The 23,405-nt window shown below is 68.5% G+C and carries 22 protein-coding genes; 16 read left to right on the plus strand and 6 right to left on the minus strand.

The window, feature by feature from the left end; all coding sequences use genetic code 11:
* Position 1: 1 nt before the first annotated feature.
* Positions 2-1,357, minus strand: a complete 1,356-nt coding sequence (locus tag CLU95_RS23880; protein ID WP_099795889.1) for an aspartate aminotransferase family protein — start codon at positions 1,355-1,357, stop codon at positions 2-4.
* 106 nt (positions 1,358-1,463) lie between these two features.
* On the opposite strand from CLU95_RS23880, the gene CLU95_RS23885 reads away from it, so the two are divergent.
* Complete coding sequence (locus CLU95_RS23885; protein WP_099795890.1) at positions 1,464-2,432, plus strand: LysR family transcriptional regulator; 969 nt, start codon at positions 1,464-1,466, stop codon at positions 2,430-2,432.
* Between the two features lie 159 nt (positions 2,433-2,591).
* Here CLU95_RS23885 and CLU95_RS23890 read toward each other — a convergent pair whose 3' ends face one another.
* The gene (locus tag CLU95_RS23890) at positions 2,592-3,356 is read right to left on the minus strand and encodes a FadR/GntR family transcriptional regulator (protein WP_099795891.1); all 765 of its coding nucleotides are present in this window, start codon (positions 3,354-3,356) and stop codon (positions 2,592-2,594) included.
* Positions 3,357-3,572: 216 nt separating this feature from the next.
* On the opposite strand from CLU95_RS23890, the gene CLU95_RS23895 reads away from it, so the two are divergent.
* The 8 genes from CLU95_RS23895 (at position 3,573) to CLU95_RS23930 (ending at position 11,621) form a co-directional block, all read left to right on the plus strand.
* Positions 3,573-4,778 (plus strand): ABC transporter substrate-binding protein, encoded by a 1,206-nt coding sequence (locus CLU95_RS23895; protein WP_099795892.1) that lies wholly within the window; start codon positions 3,573-3,575, stop codon positions 4,776-4,778.
* Between the two features lie 96 nt (positions 4,779-4,874).
* A complete protein-coding gene (locus CLU95_RS23900) occupies positions 4,875-5,735 on the plus strand; it encodes a branched-chain amino acid ABC transporter permease (RefSeq protein WP_099795893.1) in 861 nt (286 codons plus the stop codon).
* An 8-nt stretch (positions 5,736-5,743) separates the two neighbouring features.
* Positions 5,744-6,703 carry a branched-chain amino acid ABC transporter permease gene (locus CLU95_RS23905; protein WP_099797452.1) on the plus strand — a complete coding sequence of 320 codons (960 nt, stop codon included), beginning with the start codon at positions 5,744-5,746 and terminating at the stop codon, positions 6,701-6,703.
* Positions 6,700-7,467 carry an ABC transporter ATP-binding protein gene (locus CLU95_RS23910; RefSeq protein WP_099795894.1) on the plus strand — a complete coding sequence of 256 codons (768 nt, stop codon included), beginning with the start codon at positions 6,700-6,702 and terminating at the stop codon, positions 7,465-7,467. The genes CLU95_RS23905 and CLU95_RS23910 overlap by 4 nt, the downstream gene beginning before the upstream one ends.
* A 175-nt stretch (positions 7,468-7,642) precedes the next feature.
* Positions 7,643-8,353 carry an ABC transporter ATP-binding protein gene (locus CLU95_RS23915; protein WP_099795895.1) on the plus strand — a complete coding sequence of 237 codons (711 nt, stop codon included), beginning with the start codon at positions 7,643-7,645 and terminating at the stop codon, positions 8,351-8,353.
* A gap of 28 nt (positions 8,354-8,381) precedes the next feature.
* On the plus strand, positions 8,382-9,662 hold the full coding sequence (locus tag CLU95_RS23920; RefSeq protein WP_099795896.1) for a Zn-dependent hydrolase: 1,281 nt from the start codon (positions 8,382-8,384) through the stop codon (positions 9,660-9,662).
* A complete protein-coding gene (locus tag CLU95_RS23925) occupies positions 9,659-11,152 on the plus strand; it encodes a M81 family metallopeptidase (protein ID WP_099795897.1) in 1,494 nt (497 codons plus the stop codon). The genes CLU95_RS23920 and CLU95_RS23925 overlap by 4 nt, the downstream gene beginning before the upstream one ends.
* A gap of 91 nt (positions 11,153-11,243) precedes the next feature.
* A complete protein-coding gene (locus CLU95_RS23930; RefSeq protein WP_099795898.1) occupies positions 11,244-11,621 on the plus strand; it encodes a nuclear transport factor 2 family protein in 378 nt (125 codons plus the stop codon).
* A gap of 8 nt (positions 11,622-11,629) precedes the next feature.
* Here CLU95_RS23930 and CLU95_RS23935 read toward each other — a convergent pair whose 3' ends face one another.
* The gene (locus CLU95_RS23935) at positions 11,630-12,778 is read right to left on the minus strand and encodes a helix-turn-helix domain-containing protein (protein WP_099797453.1); all 1,149 of its coding nucleotides are present in this window, start codon (positions 12,776-12,778) and stop codon (positions 11,630-11,632) included.
* 191 nt (positions 12,779-12,969) lie between these two features.
* Between CLU95_RS23935 and CLU95_RS23940 the strand changes: the two genes are divergently transcribed.
* Genes CLU95_RS23940 through CLU95_RS23970 form a run of 7 tightly spaced genes read left to right on the plus strand, consistent with a single transcriptional unit; the run spans position 12,970 to position 20,666 of the window.
* The gene (locus CLU95_RS23940; protein ID WP_099795899.1) at positions 12,970-13,467 is read left to right on the plus strand and encodes a (2Fe-2S)-binding protein; all 498 of its coding nucleotides are present in this window, start codon (positions 12,970-12,972) and stop codon (positions 13,465-13,467) included.
* Positions 13,468-13,481: 14 nt separating this feature from the next.
* The gene (locus CLU95_RS23945) at positions 13,482-15,866 is read left to right on the plus strand and encodes a xanthine dehydrogenase family protein molybdopterin-binding subunit (RefSeq protein WP_099795900.1); all 2,385 of its coding nucleotides are present in this window, start codon (positions 13,482-13,484) and stop codon (positions 15,864-15,866) included.
* A 35-nt stretch (positions 15,867-15,901) separates the two neighbouring features.
* Positions 15,902-16,693, plus strand: a complete 792-nt coding sequence (locus CLU95_RS23950; RefSeq protein ID WP_099795901.1) for an FAD binding domain-containing protein — start codon at positions 15,902-15,904, stop codon at positions 16,691-16,693.
* Positions 16,694-16,751: 58 nt separating this feature from the next.
* Positions 16,752-17,654: an AAA family ATPase gene (locus CLU95_RS23955; RefSeq protein ID WP_099795902.1), complete on the plus strand. Its 903-nt coding sequence runs from the start codon at positions 16,752-16,754 to the stop codon at positions 17,652-17,654.
* Between the two features lie 19 nt (positions 17,655-17,673).
* A complete protein-coding gene (locus CLU95_RS23960) occupies positions 17,674-18,888 on the plus strand; it encodes a vWA domain-containing protein (RefSeq protein ID WP_099795903.1) in 1,215 nt (404 codons plus the stop codon).
* A 34-nt stretch (positions 18,889-18,922) separates the two neighbouring features.
* On the plus strand, positions 18,923-19,621 hold the full coding sequence (locus tag CLU95_RS23965) for a CoxG family protein (protein WP_099795904.1): 699 nt from the start codon (positions 18,923-18,925) through the stop codon (positions 19,619-19,621).
* A gap of 22 nt (positions 19,622-19,643) precedes the next feature.
* Positions 19,644-20,666, plus strand: a complete 1,023-nt coding sequence (locus CLU95_RS23970) for an XdhC family protein (RefSeq protein ID WP_099795905.1) — start codon at positions 19,644-19,646, stop codon at positions 20,664-20,666.
* A gap of 22 nt (positions 20,667-20,688) precedes the next feature.
* Here CLU95_RS23970 and CLU95_RS23975 read toward each other — a convergent pair whose 3' ends face one another.
* The 3 genes from CLU95_RS23975 to CLU95_RS23985 are packed head-to-tail and all read right to left on the minus strand — an operon-like array spanning position 20,689 to position 23,402.
* Complete coding sequence (locus CLU95_RS23975; RefSeq protein WP_099795906.1) at positions 20,689-21,480, minus strand: ABC transporter ATP-binding protein; 792 nt, start codon at positions 21,478-21,480, stop codon at positions 20,689-20,691.
* Positions 21,477-22,544, minus strand: coding sequence for a dihydrodipicolinate synthase family protein (locus CLU95_RS23980; protein WP_099795907.1), 1,068 nt, complete (start codon positions 22,542-22,544; stop codon positions 21,477-21,479). The genes CLU95_RS23975 and CLU95_RS23980 overlap by 4 nt, the downstream gene beginning before the upstream one ends.
* 12 nt (positions 22,545-22,556) lie before the next feature.
* The gene (locus tag CLU95_RS23985) at positions 22,557-23,402 is read right to left on the minus strand and encodes a GNAT family N-acetyltransferase (RefSeq protein ID WP_099795908.1); all 846 of its coding nucleotides are present in this window, start codon (positions 23,400-23,402) and stop codon (positions 22,557-22,559) included.
* Positions 23,403-23,405 lie beyond the last annotated feature (3 nt).

Consider the following 23,405-nt stretch of genomic DNA (forward strand, 5'->3'; position numbering starts at 1 on the left):
TTCAGGCGGTTTCTGCGAGGGCGTCAGAGAGGGCGTTGACCATGCGGTCGATCTCGGCCTTCTCGGAAATGAAAGGCGGTGCGAGCTGGATCGTGTCGCCGCCGTAGCGCACGTAGAAGCCCTTCTTCCAGCAGTTCATCGCGATCTCGTAGGGGCGGCGTGCGGGCTCGCCCGGCAGCGCGGCGATGGTGATGCCGGCGGCGAGGCCGTAGTTGCGGATGTCGGCGACGTGCTTGCTGCCCTTCAGGCTGTGCACGGCGTTCTCGAAGTGCGGGGCCAGCGTCTGCACGCGGCCGATCATGTCTTCCTTCTGCAGCACGTCGAGCGCGGCGATGCCGGCGGCGCAGGCCACGGGGTGCGCGCCGTAGGTGTAGCCGTGCGGGAACTCGAGCATGTACTCGGGGCCGCCCGCAGCCATGAAGGTGTCGTAGATGTCCTTATTGGCCACCACGGCGCCCAGCGGCTGCGCGCCGTTGGTGACCTGCTTGGCGATGTTCATGATGTCGGGCGTGACGCCGAAGGCATCGGCGCCCGTGAGCGCGCCGCAGCGGCCGAACCCGGTGATCACTTCGTCAAAAATCAGCAGGATGTTGTGCGCGGTGCAGATGTCGCGCAGGCGCTTCAGGTAGCCCTTCGGCGGAATCACCACGCCGGCCGAACCGGCAAAGGGCTCGACGATCACGGCCGCGATGGTCGAGGCGTCGTGCAGCGCAATGAGGTCGAGCAGGCGGTCGGCCAGCTCGGCGCCGTTCTCGGGCATGCCGCGCGTGAAGGCATTGGCCGCCAGTTGCGTGTGCGGCAGGTGGTCGGCCTCGATGCCCTGGCCGAACAGCTTGCGGTTGGCCGCGATGCCGCCCACCGAGATGCCGCCGTAGTTCACGCCGTGGTAGCCCTTCTCGCGGCCGATGAGGCGCGTCTTGCCGGCCTGACCCTTGGTGCGCCAGTAGGCGCGCGCCATCTTCAGCGAGGTGTCGGCGGCTTCGGAGCCCGAGCCGGTGAAGAACACGTAGTCCAGGCCGGCGGGCGTCAGTTCCTTGATCTTGTTGGCCAGCTCGAACGAGAGCGGGTGGCCGAACTGGAACGCGGGCGAGTAGTCGAGCTTGGCGATCTGGCGGCTCACCGCCTCGGTGATCTCGGGGCGGCCGTGGCCCAGGCCCGAGCACCACAGGCCCGACAGGCCGTCGAAGATCTTGCGGCCGTCGTTGTCGGTGAAGTAGGCGCCTTTTGCCTCCACGATGATCCGCGGATCGGCCTTGAAGTTGCGGTTGCCGGTGTACGGCATCCAGTGCGCCTCGAGCCAGGCGGCGTCGGTGCGCGCGGTGGGCGTGGGTTCGATGGCGGGTGTGGCGAGGGTCATGGCGCATCCCGCGCAGGGCGGGCTCCGGGGGTGAAGGGATGTGCCGATTGTTCGCAGACCCTTCAGTGTGGAGAATGGCGCAATATCAATGTTCACTTGACGATCCATGCAAGTAAATGCCAAGGCCTCACCGGCCACCGAAACCAGTGCCCAGGGCACCCGCAACCGCGCCGTGCTGGGGCAGCTCAGCGACATGGATTTGCGCCTGCTCAAGGTGTTCAAGAGCGTGGTCGACTGCGGCGGCATGGCGGCGGCCGAGCTGGAGCTGAACATCGGCACCTCCACCGTGAGCCGCCACGTGAAAGACCTGGAAACGCGGCTGGGCCTCGTGTTGTGCCGGCGCGGGCGGGCGGGCTTTGCGCTCACGGCCGAGGGCCAGCGCGTGTACGACGAGACGTTGCGGCTGCTGGCCTCGGTCGACGCCTTTCGCGGCAGCATCGACGACATCCACAACCGCATGGGCGGGCAGCTCGAGGTGGCGCTGTTCGACAAGACCGCGACCAACCCGAAGGCGCGCATCGGCGAGGCCATTGCGCGCTTCACCGAAATCGCGCCCGAGGTGAATCTGGCGGTGCACGTGGGCTCGATCAACGCCATCGAGCAGGGCGTGCTGGAGGGCAACTTCCAGATCGGCATCATCCCGGCGCACCGCAGCTCGAAGAGCCTGGTCTACGCCGACCTGTTCGACGAGACCATGCTGCTGTACTGCGGCAAAGGGCATCCGCTGTTCGACAGCCCGCACGGCAAGCTCACGTGGTCGAAGCTGGGCGAGCACCATTTCGCCGGGCTGGGGTATCACTCGCCGAACATGGAACTGAGCCATCGCGCGCGGTTGTCTCGCAAGGCGACCGGGTTCGACCAGGAGGCGATCGCGACGCTGATCCTGTCGGGCCGCTTTCTGGGCTTTCTGCCCGACCACTACGCACAGGTGTTCGAGCAGCGCGGGCTGATGAAGGCGGTGTTGCCGGCGCGCTTCAACTATGCGTGCCGGTTCGTGAGCCTGCTGCGGCGCTCGCCGAAGCCTTCACGGGCGGTGTTGGCGTTTCAGGCCTGTCTGGAGCAAGCGCACAAGTGAGTTGGTCTTGCTCCCTCTCCCGCTTGCGGGAGAGGGCTGGGGTGAGGGTGTCGGGCGATGGGCAAGGGCGCGCAGGTGCGAAGGCCCGCGGCCCTCACCCTAGCCCTCTCCCCGAGGGGAGAGGGGACAAGACAAGCGGTCCGTTCTCAACCCAGCCGGTCAGCGCTGCCCACTCGGCAGCAACAAATGCTTCGCCCCGATGTGCGCTTCCATCTCATGCATATGGTGCTCCGCATCCACCATGTGCTCCGCCATCAGCCGCCGCACCTCGTCCGCATCTTCCTTGCGATACGCCGCCAGCAGCTGCGTGTGGTAGTCCACGTTGGTCTCGCCGAAGTGGTGGTGGTCCAGCGCTTTCTTGTAGACGACGAGGTCGCGCAGCAGGTCGTTGAGAAAGCGGCACATGAAGGACAGCACCGGGTTGGGGCAGGCCTCGGCCAGCATCGTGTGAAAGGCCAGCTCGGCCTCGCGCTGCGTGCGCAGTTCGTCTTCGTTGGTCGGCTCGATGGTGCACAGGCGCACGTTCTCTTCGAGCCGTGTGAAGTGTTCGGGCGTGAGTCGCCCGACCACGCTCACGGCCAGCTCGGGCTCCAGTGCCTTGCGCAGCTGGTAGATGTGATGGCCGTCGAGGTGATGAAAGTGCAGGAAGTTGCGCAGCGGCTCCGACGCATGGTCGACCGACACCTGCTGCAGGTACGCGCCGCCGCCCGGGCCGGTGCGGATCGAGATCAGCCCGCGCACCTCGAGCGCCTTCAGCGCCTCGCGCACCGTGCTCTTCGAATAGCCGAAGAGCTCGATCAGTTCCTTCTCGTTCGGTAGCCGGTCGCCGGGCTGCTTGCGCTCGGCAACGATCCATCGCTTGACGTCTTCGACGATGACGTCCGAGAGCTTTTGCCGCTTCGGAGGGTTGTGCCCCACTCTCATCAAAACGCTCCATCCATGCACATCGGGAGATGCGCGGGATGCGCAACAGCGCGCGATCTTAACGGCGTCATCGGCAGGGTCGGGTTGGGTTTGGGCACGGGGCTTGCTAACGGGTTTTTACCAACATATTAATCCTATTTATCCGCTTAAATTGCCGGCGATCGCAGGCACTGTGTTTTCTTCCCCACTTTCCACACACCACGACCGGAGAACCCCATGCAACGCAGACAACTCCTTCAGCTCGCCGCCCTGTCGGCCGCCCCGGCCTCGCTCCTGATGAGCCGCTCGGCCATCGCCCAGGCCACCGACGTGATCCGCTTCGGTGCACCGGTGCCCATGTCGGGTGCCTTCGCGGCCAACGGCAAGTTCGCCGACCTGGGCACCAAGCTGGCGATCGAGCAGTACGGCAAGGTGCTGAACCGTCCGCTGGCCTACACGCTGCTCGACACCGAAGGCAAGCCGGCCACCGCCGTGCGCAAGGTGCAGGAGGCCTCGCAGCAGCAGGGCGCGAAGTTCTTCGCGGGCGGCATCCTGTCGTCGGAAGCGCTGGCCATGGGCAAGGAGGCCGAGAAGGCCGGCGCCCTCTTCATCACCACCGCGGGCGCCGACGAAATCACCGGCAAAGATTGCAACCCCGCCACCTTCCGCTGGTCGGTGCCCACCTTCGGTGCCATCGAGCAGACGGTGCGCCCGCTGATCGCGTCGATGCCCAAGGCCAAGCGCTGGTACACGATCACGCCGCAGTACGTGTTCGGCGACGGCCTCTTGAGCGCGGCCAAGACCATCTTCCAGGAGAAGGGCATCGAGCACGTGGGCAACAGCTACCACTCGCTCAACGACAAGGAGTTCAGCGGCTACCTCACCAACGCCATGGCCGCCAAGCCCGACGTGCTGCTGCTGCTGAACTTCGGCGCGCAGTCGTCGGCCGCGCTGCGCCAGGCGGTGAGCTTCGGCATGCACAAGAACATGACGATCCTCATGGCCTGGGCTTCGGGCCTGGAGCAGTTCGACGAGCTGGGCGCCGACCTGTGCGACGGCGTCTACTTCGGTGCGCAGTACTGGCACACGGTCGACACGCCGCTCAACAAGGACCTCGTGAAGCGCACCGCCGATAAGCTGAAGATCGTGCCCAACTACAGCCTGGCCGGTTCGTACATCTGCACCAAGATCCTCATCGACGGCATCGTCAAAGCCGGCACGGTCGACCAGAAGGCCGTGATCGCCGCGCTCGAAGGCATGAAGTTCGACGGTCTCACGGGCGTGGAAGAAATCCGCAAGGCCGACCACCAGGTCATCAAGGACTACTACCTGCTCAAGGGCAAGGCGAAGTCGAAGATGGCCAACCCGGCCGATTACGTCGACGTGATCAGTTCCGGCAAGTCCTTCCTGCCCGTCGACAAGACCGGCTGCAAGCTGGCCTGACGCCGCCCGGCTTCGCGCCGCGCTCGCGCCCGCATCGTTTGCGGCGCGGGCAGGGCGTGGGCCGCCTGCACGTTTGCCATCTCCCCCACGACACCTATGTCCGTCTACCTGCTCCAGACCATCAACGGAATCGGCATCGGCATGCTGTATTTCCTGCTGGCCGTTGGCTTGTCCATCGTGTTCGGCCTGCTGCGCTTCGTGAACTTCGCGCACGGCGCTTTCTACCTGCTGGGCGCCTACCTGTGCTTCCAGGCCATGCAGTGGGGCCTGAACTTCTGGGCCGCGCTCGTGCTGGTGCCGCTGTTCGTCGGCGCGCTCGGCTGGCTGGCCGAGAAGCTGCTGCTGCGCCGTGTGTATGCCAAGCCGCACGAGTTCCACATCCTCGTGACCGTGGGCCTGGCGCTCGCGGTGCAGGAGATCGTCATCGTGTTCTGGGGCCCGCTGGGCAACAGCGTGCCCACGCCCGACCTGCTGCAGGGCGTGGTGATGTGGGGCAGCTTCATCTACCCGAAGTACCGGCTCTTCGTGATCGGCTTCACCGCCGTGCTCGCGGTGCTGCTGTGGTGGGTGCTCGAAGGCACGCGCCTGGGCAGCGCGGTGCGTGCGGGCAGCGAATCGACCGAGATGGTCTCGCTGCTGGGCATCAACGTGTTTCGCGTGTTCAGCCTGGTGTTCGCGCTCGGCGCGGCCACGGCGGCGCTGGCCGGCGTGCTCGCCGCGCCCATCCGCGGGGCCGAGCCCTTCATGGGCGTCGAGGCGCTGGGCGTGGCCTTCGTGGTCGTGGTGATCGGCGGGCTCGGCAGCTTCAGCGGTGCGCTGGTCGGCGGCGTGCTGATCGGCATCGTGCAAAGCCTCATGAGCACCATCTGGCCGCCCGGGGCGAGCCTGATGATCTACATCGCGATGGGCGCCGTGCTGCTGCTGCGCCCGCATGGCCTGCTCGGCCGCAGAGGATGACCGCCGCCATGCCAAAGAAATACACCTTCCTGCTGGCGCTGATCGTCGCGCTCGCGTTGCCGCTGTTCATGCGCTCGGGCTCGCTCGCGAGCGAAGTGCTCATCTACGCGCTCGCGGCCCTGGGCTGCAACCTGCTGCTCGGCTACACGGGGCTGCTCTCGTTCGGCCAGGGCATCTTCTTCGGGCTGGGCAGCTACACCATCGCGATCCTGCTCACGCGGCTGCAACTGCCGATGCCTTTGGCATTGCTTGCCGCCATCGGCATGGGCGCGCTGGGCGCCGCGGTGGTCGGCTGGGTCGCCATCCGCCAGCGCGGCACCTACTTCGTGATGCTCACGCTGGCCTTCGCGCAGATGTTCTATTTCGTGGCGTACACGGCCTCGGGGCTCACGGGCGGCGACAACGGCCTGCTCGATGTGCCGCGCCCGGCCTTCATGGACACGCCGTGGAAGTACTACGCCTTCGTGGCGGTGATCTTTCTCATCGCGTTCGCGCTGCTGCTCAAGGTGACCGACTCGGTCTTCGGCCGCACGCTGCTCGCCATCCGCGACAACGAGGACCGCGCCGCCGCCGTGGGCTACGACCTGAAGCGCTTCAAGCTGCTGGCCTTCGTGATCTCGGGCGCCGTCACCGGCCTGGCCGGCGGCCTGCACGCCATGATGACCGGCATCGCGCCGCTGTCGAACGCCGAGTACCACACGAGCGAGATGATCCTGGTCATCACCGTGATCGGCGGCACCGGCAACCTGTTCGCCTCGGTGCTCGGCTCGGCCTTCTACGTGCTGCTGGCCGACTGGCTCTCCACGCTGTGGCCGCGCTGGCTGCTGCTGCTGGGCCTGCTGCTGATCGGCGTGAGCATCGGCATGCAACGCGGCCTCTGGGGCCTGGGCGAAAGCGCCTGGCGCCGGGTGTTCCGCAAGACGCCTGCTGCGGACAAGGCGCCGCTGGCACAGGGAGAAAAAGCATGAGCGACATCCTCATCGAAGCCATCGGCGTCACGAAGCACTACGGTAAGTTCGCCGCGCTCGGCGGGGTCGACCTGAAGATCAAGCGCAACACCGTGCATTCGGTGATCGGCCCGAACGGCGCGGGCAAGACCACGCTGTTCCACATGCTCACGGGCACCGGCACCACGACGGGCGGGCGCATCGTGTTCGACGGCCACGACGTGACGCGCGAGCCCGACCACAAGCGCGTGCAGCGCGGCATGGCGCGCTCGTTCCAGGTCACGAGCCTGTTCCCCAGCCTGTCGGTGCGCGAGAACCTGCGCGTGGCGGCGCAGGGCATTGCGCCGCGCCAGGCCATGAACTGCTGGCGCGCTCCCATCGGCGAGCGCGCCTGTGCCGACACGGTGGCCGAGGTGCTCGCGCGCGTCGGCCTCGAACGGCTGGCCGACACGCCCGCCAGCGTGCTCTCGCACGGCCAGCAGCGCCGGCTCGAAGTGGGCATGGCGCTGGCCGCGAAGCCCAAGGCCATCTTTCTGGACGAGCCGACCTCGGGCATGGGCATCGACGACCTCGACGAGATGAAGCACCTCATCCGCAGCCTGCGCGACGCGCACACCGTGGTGCTGATCGAGCACAACATGAACATCGTGATGGACATCTCCGACACCGTGACCGTCATGCAACTGGGCCGCGTGCTGGCCGAGGGGCTGCCGGGCGACATCCGGTCCGACGCGCGCGTGCGCACGGCATATCTCGGCAACATGATCACTGGGGGCAAGGCATGAGGAGCGCTGTTTCTTTCTCCCTCTCCCCGTGGGGAGAGGGCAGGGGTGAGGGCCGCGGCCTTCGCACATGCACCGCCCCTGCCATCGCCGCCGGCCCTCACCCCAGCCCTCTCCCCGAGGGGAGAGGGAGCAACAGCCGGGCCATGGCCGGCGCTCAGCGCACGGAGGCGACCCGATGAGCGCGAACATCCTCGAAGTCGACGGCCTGCACGCGCACTACGGCAAGAGCCATGTGCTGCAGGGCGTGTCGTTCACGGTGGGCGAGGCCGAACTGGTCACGCTGCTGGGCCGCAACGGCGCGGGCAAGTCGACCACGCTCAAGAGCATTGCCGGTGCTGTCACGCCCACGGGCGGGCGCGTGCGCTTCCAGGGCGCGGACATCGCGGGCCAGCCGCCGCACCGCATCGCCACGCGCGGCGTGTGCCTGGTGCCGGAGCATCGCGGCATCTTCAAGCTGCTCACGGTGGAAGAGAACCTGCTGCTCGGCCTGCGGCGCGATTCGCCCTGGCAGCTGGCCGACATCTACCGCATCTTTCCGCGCCTGAAGGAGCGCCGGCGCAACGGCGGCGGGCAGCTCTCGGGCGGCGAGCAGCAGATGCTGGCCATCGGCCGCGCGCTCATGAACCACCCGCGCCTGCTGATCCTCGACGAGCCCGTGGAAGGCCTGGCGCCGGTGATCGTGGAAGAGATCGTCGCGCAGCTCAAGACCATCAAGGCCGCGGGCGTGGCCATCCTGCTGGTCGAGCAGAACCTCGAGGTCTGCGTGCAGCTGGCCGATCGCCACTACATCGTGGAGCAGGGCGTGATCGTGCACGAGGCCGGCAATGCCGCCTTCATGGCCGATCACGACGTGAAAGACAGATACCTAGGCGTCGGTCTCGCCTGAACCCGCCCTCCATTCGTTGTCAAAAACCATGAACACACAGAACGAACTTTCCACCGCGCCGGACGTGCGCACGCTGCGCGTGAACGGCCAGCGCCTCTGGGACTCGCTGATGCAGCTGGCGCAGCTCGGCGCCACCGAGAAGGGCGGCGTGTGCCGCATCGCGCTCACCGACCTCGATCGACAGGGCCGCGACCTCTTCACGCGCTGGGCGCGCGAGGCCGGCTGCGAAGTGCGCGTGGACGCCATCGGCAACATCTTCGCGCGCCGCGCGGGCCGCAACAACGCGCTGCCGCCCATCACCACCGGCAGCCACATCGACACGCAGCCCACCGGCGGCAAGTTCGACGGCAACTACGGCGTGCTCGCGGGGCTCGAAGTGGTGCGCGCGCTGAACGATGCGGGCATAGAAACCGACGCACCGCTCGAAGTGGCGGTGTGGACCAACGAAGAAGGCTCGCGCTTCGTGCCCGTGATGATGGGCTCGGGCGTGTTCGCCGGCGCCTTCACGCTGGAGCATGCGCTCGCGCAGCGCGACACCGAAGGCGTGAGCGTGGCCGATGCGCTCTCGGCCATCGGCTATGCCGGTGCTGTGCCCGCCTCGGCGGTGGCATCGCCGGTCGGTGCCTACTTCGAGGCGCACATCGAACAAGGGCCAGTGCTTGAAGCCAACGAGCGCGTCATCGGCGTGGTCGAGGGCGCGCTGGGCCAGCGCTGGTACGACGTGGTGGTGCAGGGCATGGAAGCCCATGCCGGCCCCACGCCGATGGAGCTGCGAAAAGACGCGCTGCTGGCCGCCGCCGAGCTCGTGGTCGAGGTGAACCGCATTGCGCTTGCCCATGCGCCGCACGGGCGTGGCACGGTCGGCTGGATCGACAACTACCCGAACTCGCGCAACGTGATCCCGGGCCGCGTGAAGCTCAGCGTCGACCTGCGCGCCGCCGACGACGTGGTGCTGTCGGCCATGGACGCGGCCCTGAAAGAAGCCGTGCAACGCATCGCCACCAAGGGCAAGGTCGAGGCGACAGTCGAGCAGGTCGTGTACTTCCCACCGCAGCCGTTCACGCCCGCACTGGTGTCGGCGGTGCGCGAGGCCGCGCAGGACCAAGGCATGACGTGGATGAACGTGATCAGCGGCGCCGGCCACGACGCCGTGTACCTCGCGCGCGTGTGTCCCGCGGCGATGATCTTCGTGCCCTGCCTGGACGGCATCAGCCACAACGAGATCGAGGACGCGCAGCCCGACCATCTCGAAGCTGGTTGCAACGTGCTGCTGCAGGCGATGCTGCAAAGCGCAGGAGTTTCTGCATGAAAGTCCTGATCGCCCGCCTCAACCACGAGACCAACACCTTCTCGCCCGTGCCCACGCCGCTCGCAGCCTTCGGGCCCGACGGCCCGACCTTCGGGGCGCAGGCCTACACCGACAACAAGGGCATGCGCACCGCGATGTCGGCCTTCATCGACCTGGCTGAAGCCGCCGGCGCCGAGGTCGTCACGCCGGTGTCGGCCTCGGCCAACCCGAGCGGGCCGGTCGATGCGCAGGCCTACACGACGCTCACGCAATGCATCGTCGATGCGGCGCCGGGCTGCGACGCGATCCTGCTCGACCTGCACGGCGCGATGGTGGCGCAGAACAGCACCGACGGCGAAGGCGACCTGCTGGTGCGCCTGCGCGCTGCGGCGCCCGGCGTGCCGATCGGCGTGGCGCTGGACCTGCATGCCAACGTGACGCCCGCGATGGTGGCCAACGCCGACGTGATCGTCGGCTTCAAGACCTACCCGCACGTCGACATGTACGAGACCGGCGAGCACGCCGGCCGCCTGCTGTTCGACCTGCTGGCCAGGCGCAGCCAGCCGCACATGCGCTGGCGGCAGCTGCCGCTGATGGCGCATACGCTGCGCAGCGCCTCGTTCACGGGCGCGATGCAGCGGGCCATCGAGGCGGCGCGCGCGGCGGAGGAGTCCGAGTCGCTGGCGGTGTCGATCCTGGCGGGCTTCTCGCTGTCGGACATCACGGCGCCGTGCATGAGCGTGATCGTGGTCGATGCGCAATCGTCCGAACGCGCGCAGGCCACGGCCGACCGCATCGCGGCGCAGATGTGGGCCGAGCGCGAAGCCTTCATCTACCGCAGCGAGCCGCTGGCCGCATCGGTCGCGCGCGCGAAGCTCATCGCCGGCGGCGCGACGCGTCCGGTGCTGCTGCTCGACCACGGCGACAACTGCATGTCGGGCGGCAGCTGCGACACGATGGACGTGCTGCAGGAAGCGCTGGCGCAGGGCCTCGACGGCATCGGCGTCGGCCCGCTGTGCGACCCCGAGGCGGTGGCCGCGCTGGTCGCGGCGGGCGAGGGCGCCGAGGTGACGGTGGCGCTGGGCAACAAGGTGTCGCTGGAAGGCATCGGCCTCGTGAAGACGCCCGTGCAATTGACGGGCGTCGTGCGCACCATCAGCGACGGCGAGTACGTGATCACCGGCCCCACCTACACCGGCCAGCGCAGCAGCATGGGCCGCACCGTGCTGTTCGACATCGGCGCGGCGCGCATCGTCGTCACCGAGCGCACGCAGGAGCCGTGGGACATCGGGGTGTTCGAGTGCGCCGGGCTCGATCCGCGCAAAGAGCGCTTCCTGCTGCTGAAGTCGCGCATGTACTGTCGGCCGGTGTTCGAGCCGCTGTCGGCGGCGCTGGTGGAGTGCGACAGCCCGGGCGTGACCAGCTCCGACTACAGCCTGTTTCCGTTCAGCCAGGTGCGCCGGCCGGTGTTTCCGCTCGATGCGAACGCGACGATGGACGTGCCCGCATAACCTGCCACGTCATCGACGCGCGGCGCGTGCCCCGCGACCATTCCTTCACCCCGCACTGTTGCGGGCCGAACCCTCGAAAGGAACAGTCGCCATGAACACCGCCGCCCACGATCCCCATGCCATCGCCACGGGCTACATCGCCGTCTGGAACGAGACCGACGCCGCGCGCCGCGCCGCACTGATCGAAGCCGGCTGGACCGCCGACGCCCGCTATGTCGACCCGATGGCGCAAGCCAGCGGCCGCGAGCAGATCAGTGCGCTGGTCGGCGCGGTGCACCAGCGCTACCCGGGCTTTCGCTTCCACCTGCTCGGCAAGGCCGAGGCGCATGGCGACAACCTGCGCTTCTCGTGGACGCTGGGCCCGAGCGGTGCGGACGACCTGATTCAGGGCACCGACTTCGCGCAGATCGACGCGGGCAAGCTGCGCGCGGTGACGGGCTTCCTCGACAAGGTGCCCGTGGGCGCCTGAGGGTTGAATCAGTCGCCCGTCGGCCGACCGCGCCAGAGCTTGCGGTAGACCGTGGCGCGGCTGATGCCCAGCGTGCGCGCTGCCTCGGCCACATTGCCGCGTGCATCGTTCACTGCCTTGCGGATCAGCGCGGTTTCCACGTCGCGCAGGCGGGGGCGGCCATCGGTTGCGGCACCGGGCACACCCGGCACGTCGCCGTGCTCGCTGCCGCCGCGCTGGGCCCGCACCTGCACCCGCAGGCCCGACCACAGCGGCACCTCGAGCGTCGCGTCGCCGCGCCGGGCGGCGTCGAACATCATGTGCAGCGGCAGCGCGAACAGGTCGTTGAAATGCAGGCCGCCCGGATGGCAGGCCAGCGGCTGGTGCAGCATTTGCCGCGCCGCCGCGTTGGCGCCGGTGACGTGGCCGGCGGCGTCGATGCAAAGCAGGCCTTCGGTGGTCTCGCTGCTCGGGCAGCCGGGCCAGAGCAGCCGCAGCAGCAGCTCGCAGGGTTCGCGCTGCACCAGCAGGTTCTCGATGCTGCGCGCCGACATCGTGGCCAGGTGGCGCAGCTCGGGCCGCTCGACCACCTGCACGCCCGTGAGGTCGAGCATGCCGATGCAGTCGCCTCGCGGGCCGAAGAGCGGCGCGCCGGCGCAGCTGTACACGCTGGTGTCGTCAAAGAAGTGTTCACCCCGGTGCAGCCACACCGATTCCTGCTCGGCCAGCGCCGTGCCGATGGCGCTGGTGCCGATGGCGTTTTCGGACAGGTCGACGCCCACGCGCCCGATGTCGCGTGCGTAGCGGGCGGCGGGGTCGGTGCCGTCGGGCAGGGTGCCCACGTCAACCACGATGCCGCGCGCGTCGGTCAGGATGGCGAAATAGCGGGTGTCGGCAATGGCCCGCGAGAGCCGTTCGATCACCGGACGGGCCGCCGTGACCAGGGCACGGTTGCATTCCGTGACATCGCGGCTCGCGGTGCGGCTCACGGGGTCGAAGCTCACGCGCTGCTGGGGCCGGCGGCCGGCCTCGAGGCAGCGCTGCCACGAGCGGGTGATGCCCGGATCGACCCGCGCGGCGGCGCGCGGACGCGGACCGTCGCCTTCGATCAGCTCACGGCGCGCCTGCGCAATGGCCAACGAACGCTCGATGGGAGGCGGGGCGGCGGAAGCGGACATCATCATGAGGATTCTTCTTCGCGCGGGGAGGGCGGGCGGCTTTTCCGGGCTCGCCGGACGACAAGCTGTTTCATTTTGAGAATTTCCCGCGGTCTGTGCAAGTGTCAAGGGTTTTTGCCTAGGATAGTGCGAAAGCGTGGCATCCAAGATGACCCGCACCACCAGCCATCACCTTCCACGGAGACAGCCACATGCAGGTCGCTTTCAAGGTCAACGGCCGCCCGGTCACGGTCGACGCCCCACCGAACACCTTCCTTGTGCACGCGATCCGCGAGCACCTCCACCTCACCGGAACCCACGTCGGCTGCGACACCGCCCAGTGCGGCGCCTGCACGGTCCACCTGAACGGCCGCGCGGTCAAGTCGTGCAACATCCTGGTCGCGCAGGCGGCCGGTGCCGACGTCACCACCATCGAGGGCATTGCCGAAGCCGACGGCACCATGCACCCCATGCAGGCGGCCTTCAAGGAGTGCCATGGCCTGCAGTGCGGTTTCTGCACGCCGGGCATGGTCATGAGCGCCATCGACCTGTGCACCCACCACCCCAAATCGAGCGAATCGGAAATCCGCGAGCTGCTCGAGGGCAACCTGTGCCGTTGCACGGGCTACCAGAACATCGTGAAGGCCGTGAAGATGGGCGGCGAGGCCATGGCCTCGGGCACCCCGGTCAAGACCACCGTCGCAGCCTGAAAGGGAGCCGCATCATGGGTGCTTCCGACTTCTCCAACCTGCCGCACATCGGCGAGGCCCTGCGGCGCAAGGAAGACTATCGCTTCCTGACCGGCGCGGGCAACTACACCGACGACATCACGCTGGCCAACCAGAGCCATGCGGTCTTCGTGCGCTCGCCGCACGCCCACGCCGTCATCAAGTCGATCAACATCACCGAGGCCTCGAAGATGCCCGGCGTGGTCGGCATCTTCAGCGGCAAGGACATCGAGGGAAAGATGGGCGGGCTGCCCTGCGGCTGGCTCATCAACAACCCCGACGGCACCCCGATGAAGGAGCCGATGCACCCGATCCTCGCGATCAAGAAGGTGCGCTACGTGGGCGACCACGTCGCCATGGTGGTGGCCGAGACGGTCGAGCAGGCCAAGAACGCGGCCGAAGCCGTGGTGGTCGACTACGACGTGCTGCCCGCGCTGGTGAGCGTGGCCGACGCGGCCAAGAAGACCGGCAGCACCACGCTGCACGACGAAGCGCCCGACAACCAGTGCTACAAGTGGGTGCTCGGCGACAAGGCTGCGGTCGACAACGTGTTCACCACAGCGGCGCACGTCACGAAGCTCGACCTCGTCAACAACCGCCTGATTCCCAACCCGATCGAGCCGCGCGTGGCCATCGGCAGCTACAGCCGCGGCACCGACGACTACACGCTCTACGTGTCGAACCAGAACCCGCACGTCGAGCGCCTGCTGATGACGGCCTTTGTGCTGGGCCTGCCCGAGCACAAGGTGCGCGTGATCGCGCCCGACGTGGGCGGCGGCTTCGGCTCCAAGATCTTCCTGTACGCCGAAGACGTGTGCCTGACCTGGGCAGCGAAGCAGCTCAACCGCAACATTAAGTGGACGGCGGAACGCTCCGAGTGCTTCCTGTCGGATGCGCATGGCCGCGACCACGTGAGCCACGCCGAAATGGCGATGGACAGTCAAGGCAAGTTCCTCGCCATGCGCGTGCACACCGACGCCAACCTCGGCGCCTACCTGTCGACCTTCTCGACCGCGGTGCCGACCATCCTGTACGCCACGCTGCTGGCGGGCCAGTACACGACGCCGCAGATCTATGTCGAGGTCGATGCCTGGTTCACCAACACCTCGCCGGTCGATGCGTACCGCGGGGCCGGGCGGCCCGAAGCCACCTACCTGCTGGAACGCCTCGTGTCGCGCTGCGCCTGGGAAATGAACCTGGGCCAGGACGAGATCCGCAAGCGCAACTTCATCACCAGCTTCCCGTACCAGACGCCCGTGGCGCTGCAGTACGACACCGGCGACTTCCATGCCTGCATGGACAAGGCGCGGGTGCTGGCCGAGGTCGACGGTTATGCCGCGCGCAAGGCGGCGACCGAAGCCAGGGGCAAGCTGCGCGGCATGGGCTATTCGAGCTACATCGAGGCCTGCGGCATCGCGCCGTCGAACATCGCGGGCGCGCTCGGTGCGCGCGCGGGCCTGTTCGAATGCGGCGAGATCCGCGTGCACCCGACCGGCAGCGTGACGGTGTTCACCGGCTCGCACAGCCACGGCCAGGGCCATGAAACCACCTTCGCGCAGGTCGTGGCCGCGCGCCTGGGTATTCCGGTCGACAACGTCGACGTGGTGCACGGCGACACCGGCCGCGTGCCCTTCGGCATGGGCACGTATGGCTCGCGCTCCATCTCGGTGGGCGGCGCGGCCATCATGAAGGCGCTCGACAAGATCGAGACCAAGGCCAAGAAGATCGCCGCGCACCTGATGGAGGCGAGCGACGCCGACATCGAGTTCGCCAACGGCGAGTTCACGGTCAAGGGCACCGACAAGAAGATCCCGTTTGGTCAGGTGGCGCTCACGGCCTACGTGCCGCACAACTACCCGCTCGACAAGCTCGAGCCCGGCCTGAACGAAACGGCCTTTTACGACCCGACCAACTTCACCTTCCCGGGCGGCACCTACATCTGCGAGGTCGAGATCGACAAAGAGACCGGCGAAGTGAAGGTCGACCGCTTCACCGCGGTGGACGACTTCGGCACCATCATCAACCCGATGATCGTCGAGGGCCAGGTGCACGGCGGGCTGGTGCAGGGCATCGGCCAGGCGCTGCTTGAGAACTGCGTCTACGACAACGAAACCGGCCAGCTGCTCACCGGCAGCTTCATGGACTACGCCATGCCGCGCGCCGCCGACTTTCCGCAGTTCAAGCTCGACACCGTCTGCACCCCGTGCACCCACAACCCGCTGGGCACCAAGGGCTGCGGCGAGGCGGGCGCCATCGGTTCGCCGCCGGCCGTCATCAACGCCGTGCTCGACGCGCTGGCGCCCCTGGGCGTCAAGGATTTCGACATGCCCGCTTCGTCCAGCCGCGTCTGGGAAGCGATGCAAGCCGCCGCCAAGCCCTGAACCGACATAAGAAATAACAGAGAAGGAATCACCCCATGTATGCCTTCACACTCGAACGGCCCGCCAGCGTGGCAGATGCCACCCGGCTGATCGCCGCGGGCGGCAAGCCACTGGCCGGCGGACAGACCCTGCTGGCCTCGATGAAGCTGCGGCTGTCGGCGCCTGAGCAGCTGGTCGACCTCAGCGGCATCAAGGAACTCACCGGCATCAAGAAGGACGGCGGCGCGATCACCATCGGCGCCATGTCGCGTCACCTCGACGTGGCGAACCATGCCGACGTGAAGGCCGCGTACCCCGCGCTGGCCGACCTCGCGTCGCGCATCGGCGACCGGCAGGTGCGCGCGATGGGCACGGTCGGCGGCTCGGTGGCCAACAACGATCCGGCGGCGTGCTACCCCAGCGCGGTGCTGGCCTCGGGCGCGACCATCGTCACCTCGAAGCGCGAAATTGCAGCCGATGACTTCTTCCAGGGCCTGTTCACCACGGCGCTTGAAGAAGACGAACTCATCACCGCCATCCGCTTCCCCATTCCGAAGCGCGCCGTGTACGAGAAGCTGCGCCAGAAGGCCTCGAACTTTCCGCTGGTCGGCATTTTCCTGGCGCAGTACGACAGCGGCGTGCGCGTGGCCGTCACCGGTGCGGGCAATGGCGTGTTCCGCCATGCCGGGCTCGAAGACGCGCTCAACAAGAGCTTCACCGCAGCGGCAGCTGCCGCCGTGAAGATCGACGCGAGCGACCTGAACAGCGACCTGCATGCCTCGGCCGCCTACCGTGCGAACCTGATCAGCGTGCTGACCCAACGCGCCGTCACCAAGGCGCTCGGCTGAAGCAGCCTGCCGCCCACCGGAAGGCGCGACACCCTCGCGTCTTCCGCTACGCTTCGCCATGACTTTCCCGACCATCGACGCCCTTTCCGACGGTTTGATGCAGGCCGGCTACTTTGCCGACCGCCGCCTGGCCACTGCGGTGTTCCTCGCGCTCAAGCTGCAGCGCCCGCTGCTGCTCGAAGGCGAACCCGGTGTCGGCAAGACCGAGCTGGCCAAGGCGCTGTCGATCGCCCTCAACCGCGAGCTGCTGCGCCTGCAGTGCTACGACGGCATGGAGCAGCGCGAGGCGCTGTACGAATGGAACTACGCCGCGCAGCTGCTGCACATGCGCGCGGCCGAAGCCACGGGCGCCGCGCGCGATGTGGAGGCCGAGGTCTACCAGCCGCACTACCTGATCCGCCGCCCGCTGCTGCAGGCGCTGCAGACGCCCGCACCCGGTGCCGTGCTGCTGATCGACGAGGTGGACCGCGCCGACGAGCCCTTCGAAGCCTTCCTGCTCGAATACCTGGGCGAGTACCAGGTCAGCATTCCCGAGCTGGGCACCGTGCGCGCCGTGGTGCCGCCGGTCACGCTGCTCACCAGCAACCGCACGCGCGAGCTGAACGATGCCGTGAAGCGGCGCTGTCTTTACCACTGGCTCGACTACCCAGAGCGTGAACGCGAGCTGGCCATCGTGCGCGCACAGGTGCCGCAGGCCGGCGAGACGCTGTCGGCGCAGGTGGCCGCCTTTGTGGCGCGGTTGCGCGCGGCGCCGTTCGTCAACGCCTTCCAGCGCGCACCCGGCATCGCCGAAAGCGTGGAGTGGGCGCGGGCGCTCATCGCGCTCGACACCGTCGAACTCGACCCCGAAGTGGTCGTCGACACCGCCGGCATCCTCTTCAAGCAGCGCGACGACGTGGCGGCGCTGACGCACGAGCTGGCCTCCGATCTGCTGAGGCCCGAGGAACCGCTCGCCAGCTAAGCGAGGCCGAGGCACATACATGGCCGGCATCCAGCAACTCGGCGACGTCCGCAGCGGCAAGCTGGCGGGCAACATCGCCGCCTTCGGCCGCGCATTGCGCCGCGCCGGCGTGCGCACCGATGCCATGCGCATTGCGCTCGCGACCGAGGCGGTCACCCTGGTCGGGGTTGAAGACAAGCTCGACCTGAGCGCCGCGATGGAAGCCGTGATGGTCAGCCGCGAGCAAGACCGGCTGGTGTTCCGCGAACTCTTCGACGCGTGGTTCCGCGACCCCGAGCTGGCCAACAAGCTGCTCGCCCAGATGCTGCCCAGCGCCGAAGGCAAGGCCGAGCCCTCCAAGCGGCGGCCGCGCGTGCGCGAGGCCCTGAGCCCGCCGCGCGATGCCGTCAAGCCCGCCGCACCGACCAAGCCCGACGAGGAGATCAAGTTCGACGCCGCCATGACGGCCAGCGACCGCCAGCGGCTGCAGCATGCCGACTTCAACGCGCTCGGCGCGGCCGAGTACCGGTTGGTCGAGCGGCTGGCGCGCGACGTCACGCTGCCGGTGCCCCGGCTGCCCACGCGCCGCCTGCGCCCGGCCGGCGATGCAGGCAGCGCCCACGCCCGCATGCACTGGCCCGGCGTGCTGCACGAGGCGGCCCGCACCGGTGGTGAGATCCTGCGCCTGCCCCGGCTGGCGCGGCGCGAACAGCCCTTGCCGCTGCTGGTGCTGGTCGACGTGTCGGGCTCGATGGAGCGCTACGCCCGCCTGCTGCTGGCCTTTCTGCATGCCGCCACGCGGCGGGCCGGCCGGCGCGACGTGTTCGCTTTCGGCACGCGGCTGACCGACCTCACGCCGGCCTTCCGGTTGGCCGACACCGACGCCATGCTGGGCGCGGCCAGCCTGGCCATCGACGATTTCGCGGGCGGGACGCGGCTGGGCGGCTCGCTGGCCGAACTGCGCCAGTCGCATGCCCGCCGGCTCATCGGCCGCCGCACGCTGGTGCTGGTGATCAGCGACGGCCTCGACACGGGCGAGCCCGCCGAGCTCGAGACCGAACTGCAGTGGCTGAAGCGCCATTCGCGCCGGCTGCTGTGGCTCAACCCGCTGCTTCGCTTCGAGGGCTACGCCCCTCTGGCGCGTGGGGCCGCCGTGCTGCACCGCCATGCGGACGCGATGCTGGCGGTCCACAATCTGAATGCACTCGAACAGCTGGCCGCCAGCCTGGCCGCGCTGATGCGCGCCAGTCGCTAGGACTGGACTCAGGAAGGAACAAAGGAAACCCACCATGGAAATGCTCGGAAACCGCCGCCTCGGCGTCACCCAACAACAGGCCTGGGAAGCGCTCAATGACCCCGAGACGCTCAAGAAGTGCATTCCCGGCTGCGACAAGTTCGAACTCACGGGCGACAACACCTACAGCGTGGCGCTGGCCGTGAAGATCGGCCCGGTGTCGGCCAAGTTCAGCGGCAAGGTGATGCTGTCGGACATCGTCGCGCCCGACGGCTACAAGCTCACCTTCGAGGGGCAGGGCGGCGTGGCGGGGTTCGCCAAGGGCTCGTCGAGCGTGTCGCTCAAGCCGATGGCCGGTGCGTCGGAAGCGGCGCCTGTTGTGGCCGACAGCGCACCTGCCGCAGAGGGCGCACCCGCCGCTGAAGCCGTGGCCGCGGTGCCAGCCGAAGCCGAAGCCGCACCCGCGCCCGCCGGCTGCGAACTCGACTACACCGTGCAGGCCCAGGTCGGCGGCAAGATCGCGCAGCTCGGCCAGCGCCTGATCGACGGTGCGGCCAAGTCCACCGCCGACGACTTCTTCAAGCGCTTCGAGGCCGAGATGCAGAGCCGCTACGGCCCGCCGCCCGCACCGCCCGAGGAAGCACCGGCCGACGCGCCTGCCGAGAAGGCCGGCGTGATGTCGGGCCTCATGAAGAAGATGGGCTTCGGCAAGAAGGACGGCGACGACACCGCCACCCCCGGCGACGCCGCCTGACAACCACGCACAAGGCCTCGCCATGGAAAACCTCGATGTCATGGTGCTGCGCACGCTGCGCGACTGGCGGCGTGCCGGCAAGCGCGCGCTGCTGACCACGGTGGTGCGCACCTGGGGCTCGTCGCCGCGGCCCGTGGGCTCGATCATGGCGCTGGCCGAAGACGGCGCCGTGGTCGGTTCGGTCTCGGGCGGTTGCATCGAAGACGACCTCATCGCGCGCTACAGCCATGCCCACGGCAAGGGCGAAGACGTGCCGCTGGGCGCGCCGCCCGCGCTGGTCAAGTACGGCATCACGGCCGACGAAGCGCACCGCTTCGGCCTGCCCTGCGGCGGCACGCTCGAGCTGCTGCTCGAATACGCGCCCGACGCCGACACGCTCGACACCCTGGTCGCCGAACTCGAACGCGGCAAGCTCATGCGCCGCACGGTGACGCTGGCCACCGGCGCGGTGCGGCTGGCCGAGGCGACCGCACCCGACGAGCTCACGGTGAACGACACCGAGCTCACCAACACCTTCGGCCCTGAGTACCGCATGCTGCTGATCGGTGCCGGCCAGCTCGCCGAATACCTCGCGACCATGGCCAAGTTCAGCGGCTTCGCCGTGACGCTGTGCGACCCGCGCGCCGAGTACCGCACCGCGTGGACGCTGTCCGGCGTGACGATCACCACCGAGATGCCCGACGACGCGGTGCTGGCCTTCCGGCCCGACCGCCGCAGCTGCGTGGTTGCGCTCACGCACGACCCCAAGCTCGACGACCTCGCGCTGCTCGAAGCGCTGCAGAGCGAGGCCTTTTATGTGGGTGCGATCGGCTCGCGCCGCAACGCCGACGCGCGGCGCGACCGCATGATCGAGCACTTCGATCAGACGGCCGCATCGCTCGCTCGCCTGCGCGGGCCCATCGGCATCTTCATCGGCAGCAAGACGCCGCCCGAGATCGCGGTGAGCGTGATGGCCGAAATCCTGGCGGTAAAGAACGCGGTGACCTTGCCGCGCGAAGTGGAAGTGGCGCGCGCCAAGGAAATCCAGCAGCTGCAACCGAGCTGAACTGAACTGAATTGGGCGAGGCTCAGTCCACGCCCAGCAGGTCGTAGATGCGGCGCACGTACTCGCCGAACTCGGGGCTGGTCTTCACGTGCAGCTTGCGCGGCTCGGGCAGCTCGATGCGGAAGAAGTCGGCCATGCGTGCCGGGCCCGCCGTGAGCACGGCGCAGTGCGAGCCCAGGAACACCGCCTCCTGGATGCTGTGCGTGACCACGATGAAGGTCTTGCGGCTGCGCTCCCAGATGCGCAGCATCTCCAGGTTCATCTTCTCGCGCGTGAGCGCATCGAGCGCGCCGAAAGGTTCGTCCATGAGCACCAGCTTCGGGTCGTGGATGAGCGCACGTGCGATGGCGGCGCGCTGCTGCATGCCGCCCGAGAGTTCATAGGGCAGCTTGTCGGCGAAGCCCGTGAGGCCGACCATGTCGAGCAGTTCGTGCGCGCGTGCCTTGGCGGCCTTGCGGTCCAGCCCGAGGATGTCGGCGGGCAGCAGCACGTTCTCGAGGATGGTGCGCCACTTGAGCAGCAGCGGCTGCTGGAACACCATGCCGACATCGCGGCCCGCGTTGAAGCCTGTACCCCCAGGGCCGCCGATTTCGAGCGTGCCGCCGTCGTGGCCGTGCAGGCCCGACAGGATCTTCAGCAGCGTCGACTTGCCGCAGCCCGACGGGCCGACCAGCGAGATCATGTCGCCCGCATGCACGTCCATCGTGACGTCGGACACCGCGAGGAATTCTTCGTTGCGCTTGCGGTAGACCTTGCGCAGCTGCCGCATGCGGATCAGCGGTGCTGGCTCCTGCGGTTGCAACACGGCGCTCATGCCAGCCACCGTGCCAGGTTGTCGCGCACGAAGGCGTCGTCGGCCAGGTCGCCGTGCTGGCGGTAGACGCGGTCGATTTCCGCCGACTGTCCGTGGCCCAGGCCTTCTTCCGGATCGAGGCACCAGATGCCTTCGAGCAGACCCTGGCGCCGCAGCACCTCGTGGCAGCCCGCGATGCAGCCGTGGAAGTTGTTCGCCACGTCGAAGAAGGCGGCGTTGCAGTCGGTCACGCGCGAATCGAGCGCGAGCAGGGCGGGGCTCAGCGCGCCGCCGCTGGCGGCCAGCTCGGCCTTGATCTGTTGCAGCTGGTGCACTGCGCTCGACGTCCACACCGACCAGTGGCCCAGCAGGCCGCCGCGAAAGCGCACCTGCACGGGCGCGCCGTCGCGCATCGCGGCAAAGGGCAGCGCGAGGTCGAGCACGATGTGGTCGTCGTTGCCGGTGTAGAGGAACACGCGCTCCTCGGCGCGCGCATCGACCAGCCCGCGCACCACGTCGATGCTGCGGTAGCGGTTGAAGGGCGCGACCTTGATGGCGAGTGCGTTGGGGATGAGCGCGAAGCGGCGCCAGAAGTCGCTCGAGAGGATCGGGCCGCCGACCACGGTCTGCAGGTAGAAGCCGATCAGCGGAATCTCCTGCGCCACCGCTTCGCAGTGGACGATGAGTTCGTCTTCCGATGCGCCGGCCAGCGCCGCGAGGCTCAGCAGCCCCGCGTGGTAGCCCAGAGAGACGGCGGTGCGCGCCTCGGCCTGCGCCTGCGCGGTCGGGCCGCACAGCCCGGCAATCATCGCCATGGGGCGGTCGTTCCAGGCCAGGCGGTCCTGCATCGCGGCTTCGAGCACGGTGGCGTACAGGCCGCGCTCGCGGATCGCGAACTGCGTGGTGTGCACGCCCACCGCCAGGCCGCCGACGCCGGCGTCGACGTAGTAGCGGGTCAGCGCGCGCTGGCGCTGGCGGTCGAGCTGGCGATGCGCGTCGAGTGCGAGCGGATGCGCCGGAATGACGGTGCCTTGCGACAGCAGCGCAAGCACGTCGGCGGGAAGGTCGGAGCGGTTCAGTGACATGGGCGAAGGTCCTCAGGCGAACTCGGGGCCGGCGATGGCGTGGATGAAGGCGGGGTGTCCGGTGGGCGGCTGCGCGCCCTCGCGCGTGGCCAGTGCCATGCGCGTGAAGCTGCGTTGGGGCGTGAAGCCGGCGGCGCGCAGCGCGGCGGTCATGGCCTTGCGGTCGTCGGGCACGTCGATGTAGATGCGGCCGTCGATGCCGCGCGCGGCCTGCGTCAGCAGCGCGGCGGCGACGGTTTCGTCGGACGACAGCAGCGGGCCGATGTGGTGCGCGGTGCGCCCTGCGCGCACGAGGCCGAAGCCCAGGCCGTTGCGCACGCAGCGGCTGTCGTCGCGGCCGAGCAGGTCGGCGAGCACGGCGGGGCGCGCGAAGCCCAGCGCCTGCGCGTCGAGCGCGGAGAGGTTGTCGAGGGCCGGCTTGTCGATGGCGAGCGATGCGGTGGCCGGTGCGGCCTCGCGCTGCCAGCGCGTGAGCCGCCACAGCGGTGTGAAGCCGAAGCTCGCATAGAGCGGTTCGCCCTGCGGCGTGGCGTCGAGCATCGCGACGAGGCCGGCGGCCTTCACCTGGTCGAGGCAGCGCGCGAACACCGCTCGGCCCAGGCCTTGCCCACGCGCGGCGGGCAGCACGAGGATCATGCTGATCCAGGCCACGCCGTCCATCGGCAGCACCGCGCCGCTGGCGATGAGCTGGCCCTCGCTATCACGCATGTCATGCACGCCATGCACCGTGCCGAGCCGCTCGAACAGCCGCCAGTCGTGCGCGGTCTGGTTCCAGCCGCTCGCGGCGACCAGCGCGTCGAGCATCGGGGCGATGCCGGGCGTGATCGACGAGAGTGCTTCGACGGCGGGCATGGTCATGGG

The sequence above is a fragment of the Variovorax sp. 54 genome, from assembly GCF_002754375.1.
Taxonomy (GTDB): domain Bacteria; phylum Pseudomonadota; class Gammaproteobacteria; order Burkholderiales; family Burkholderiaceae_C; genus Variovorax.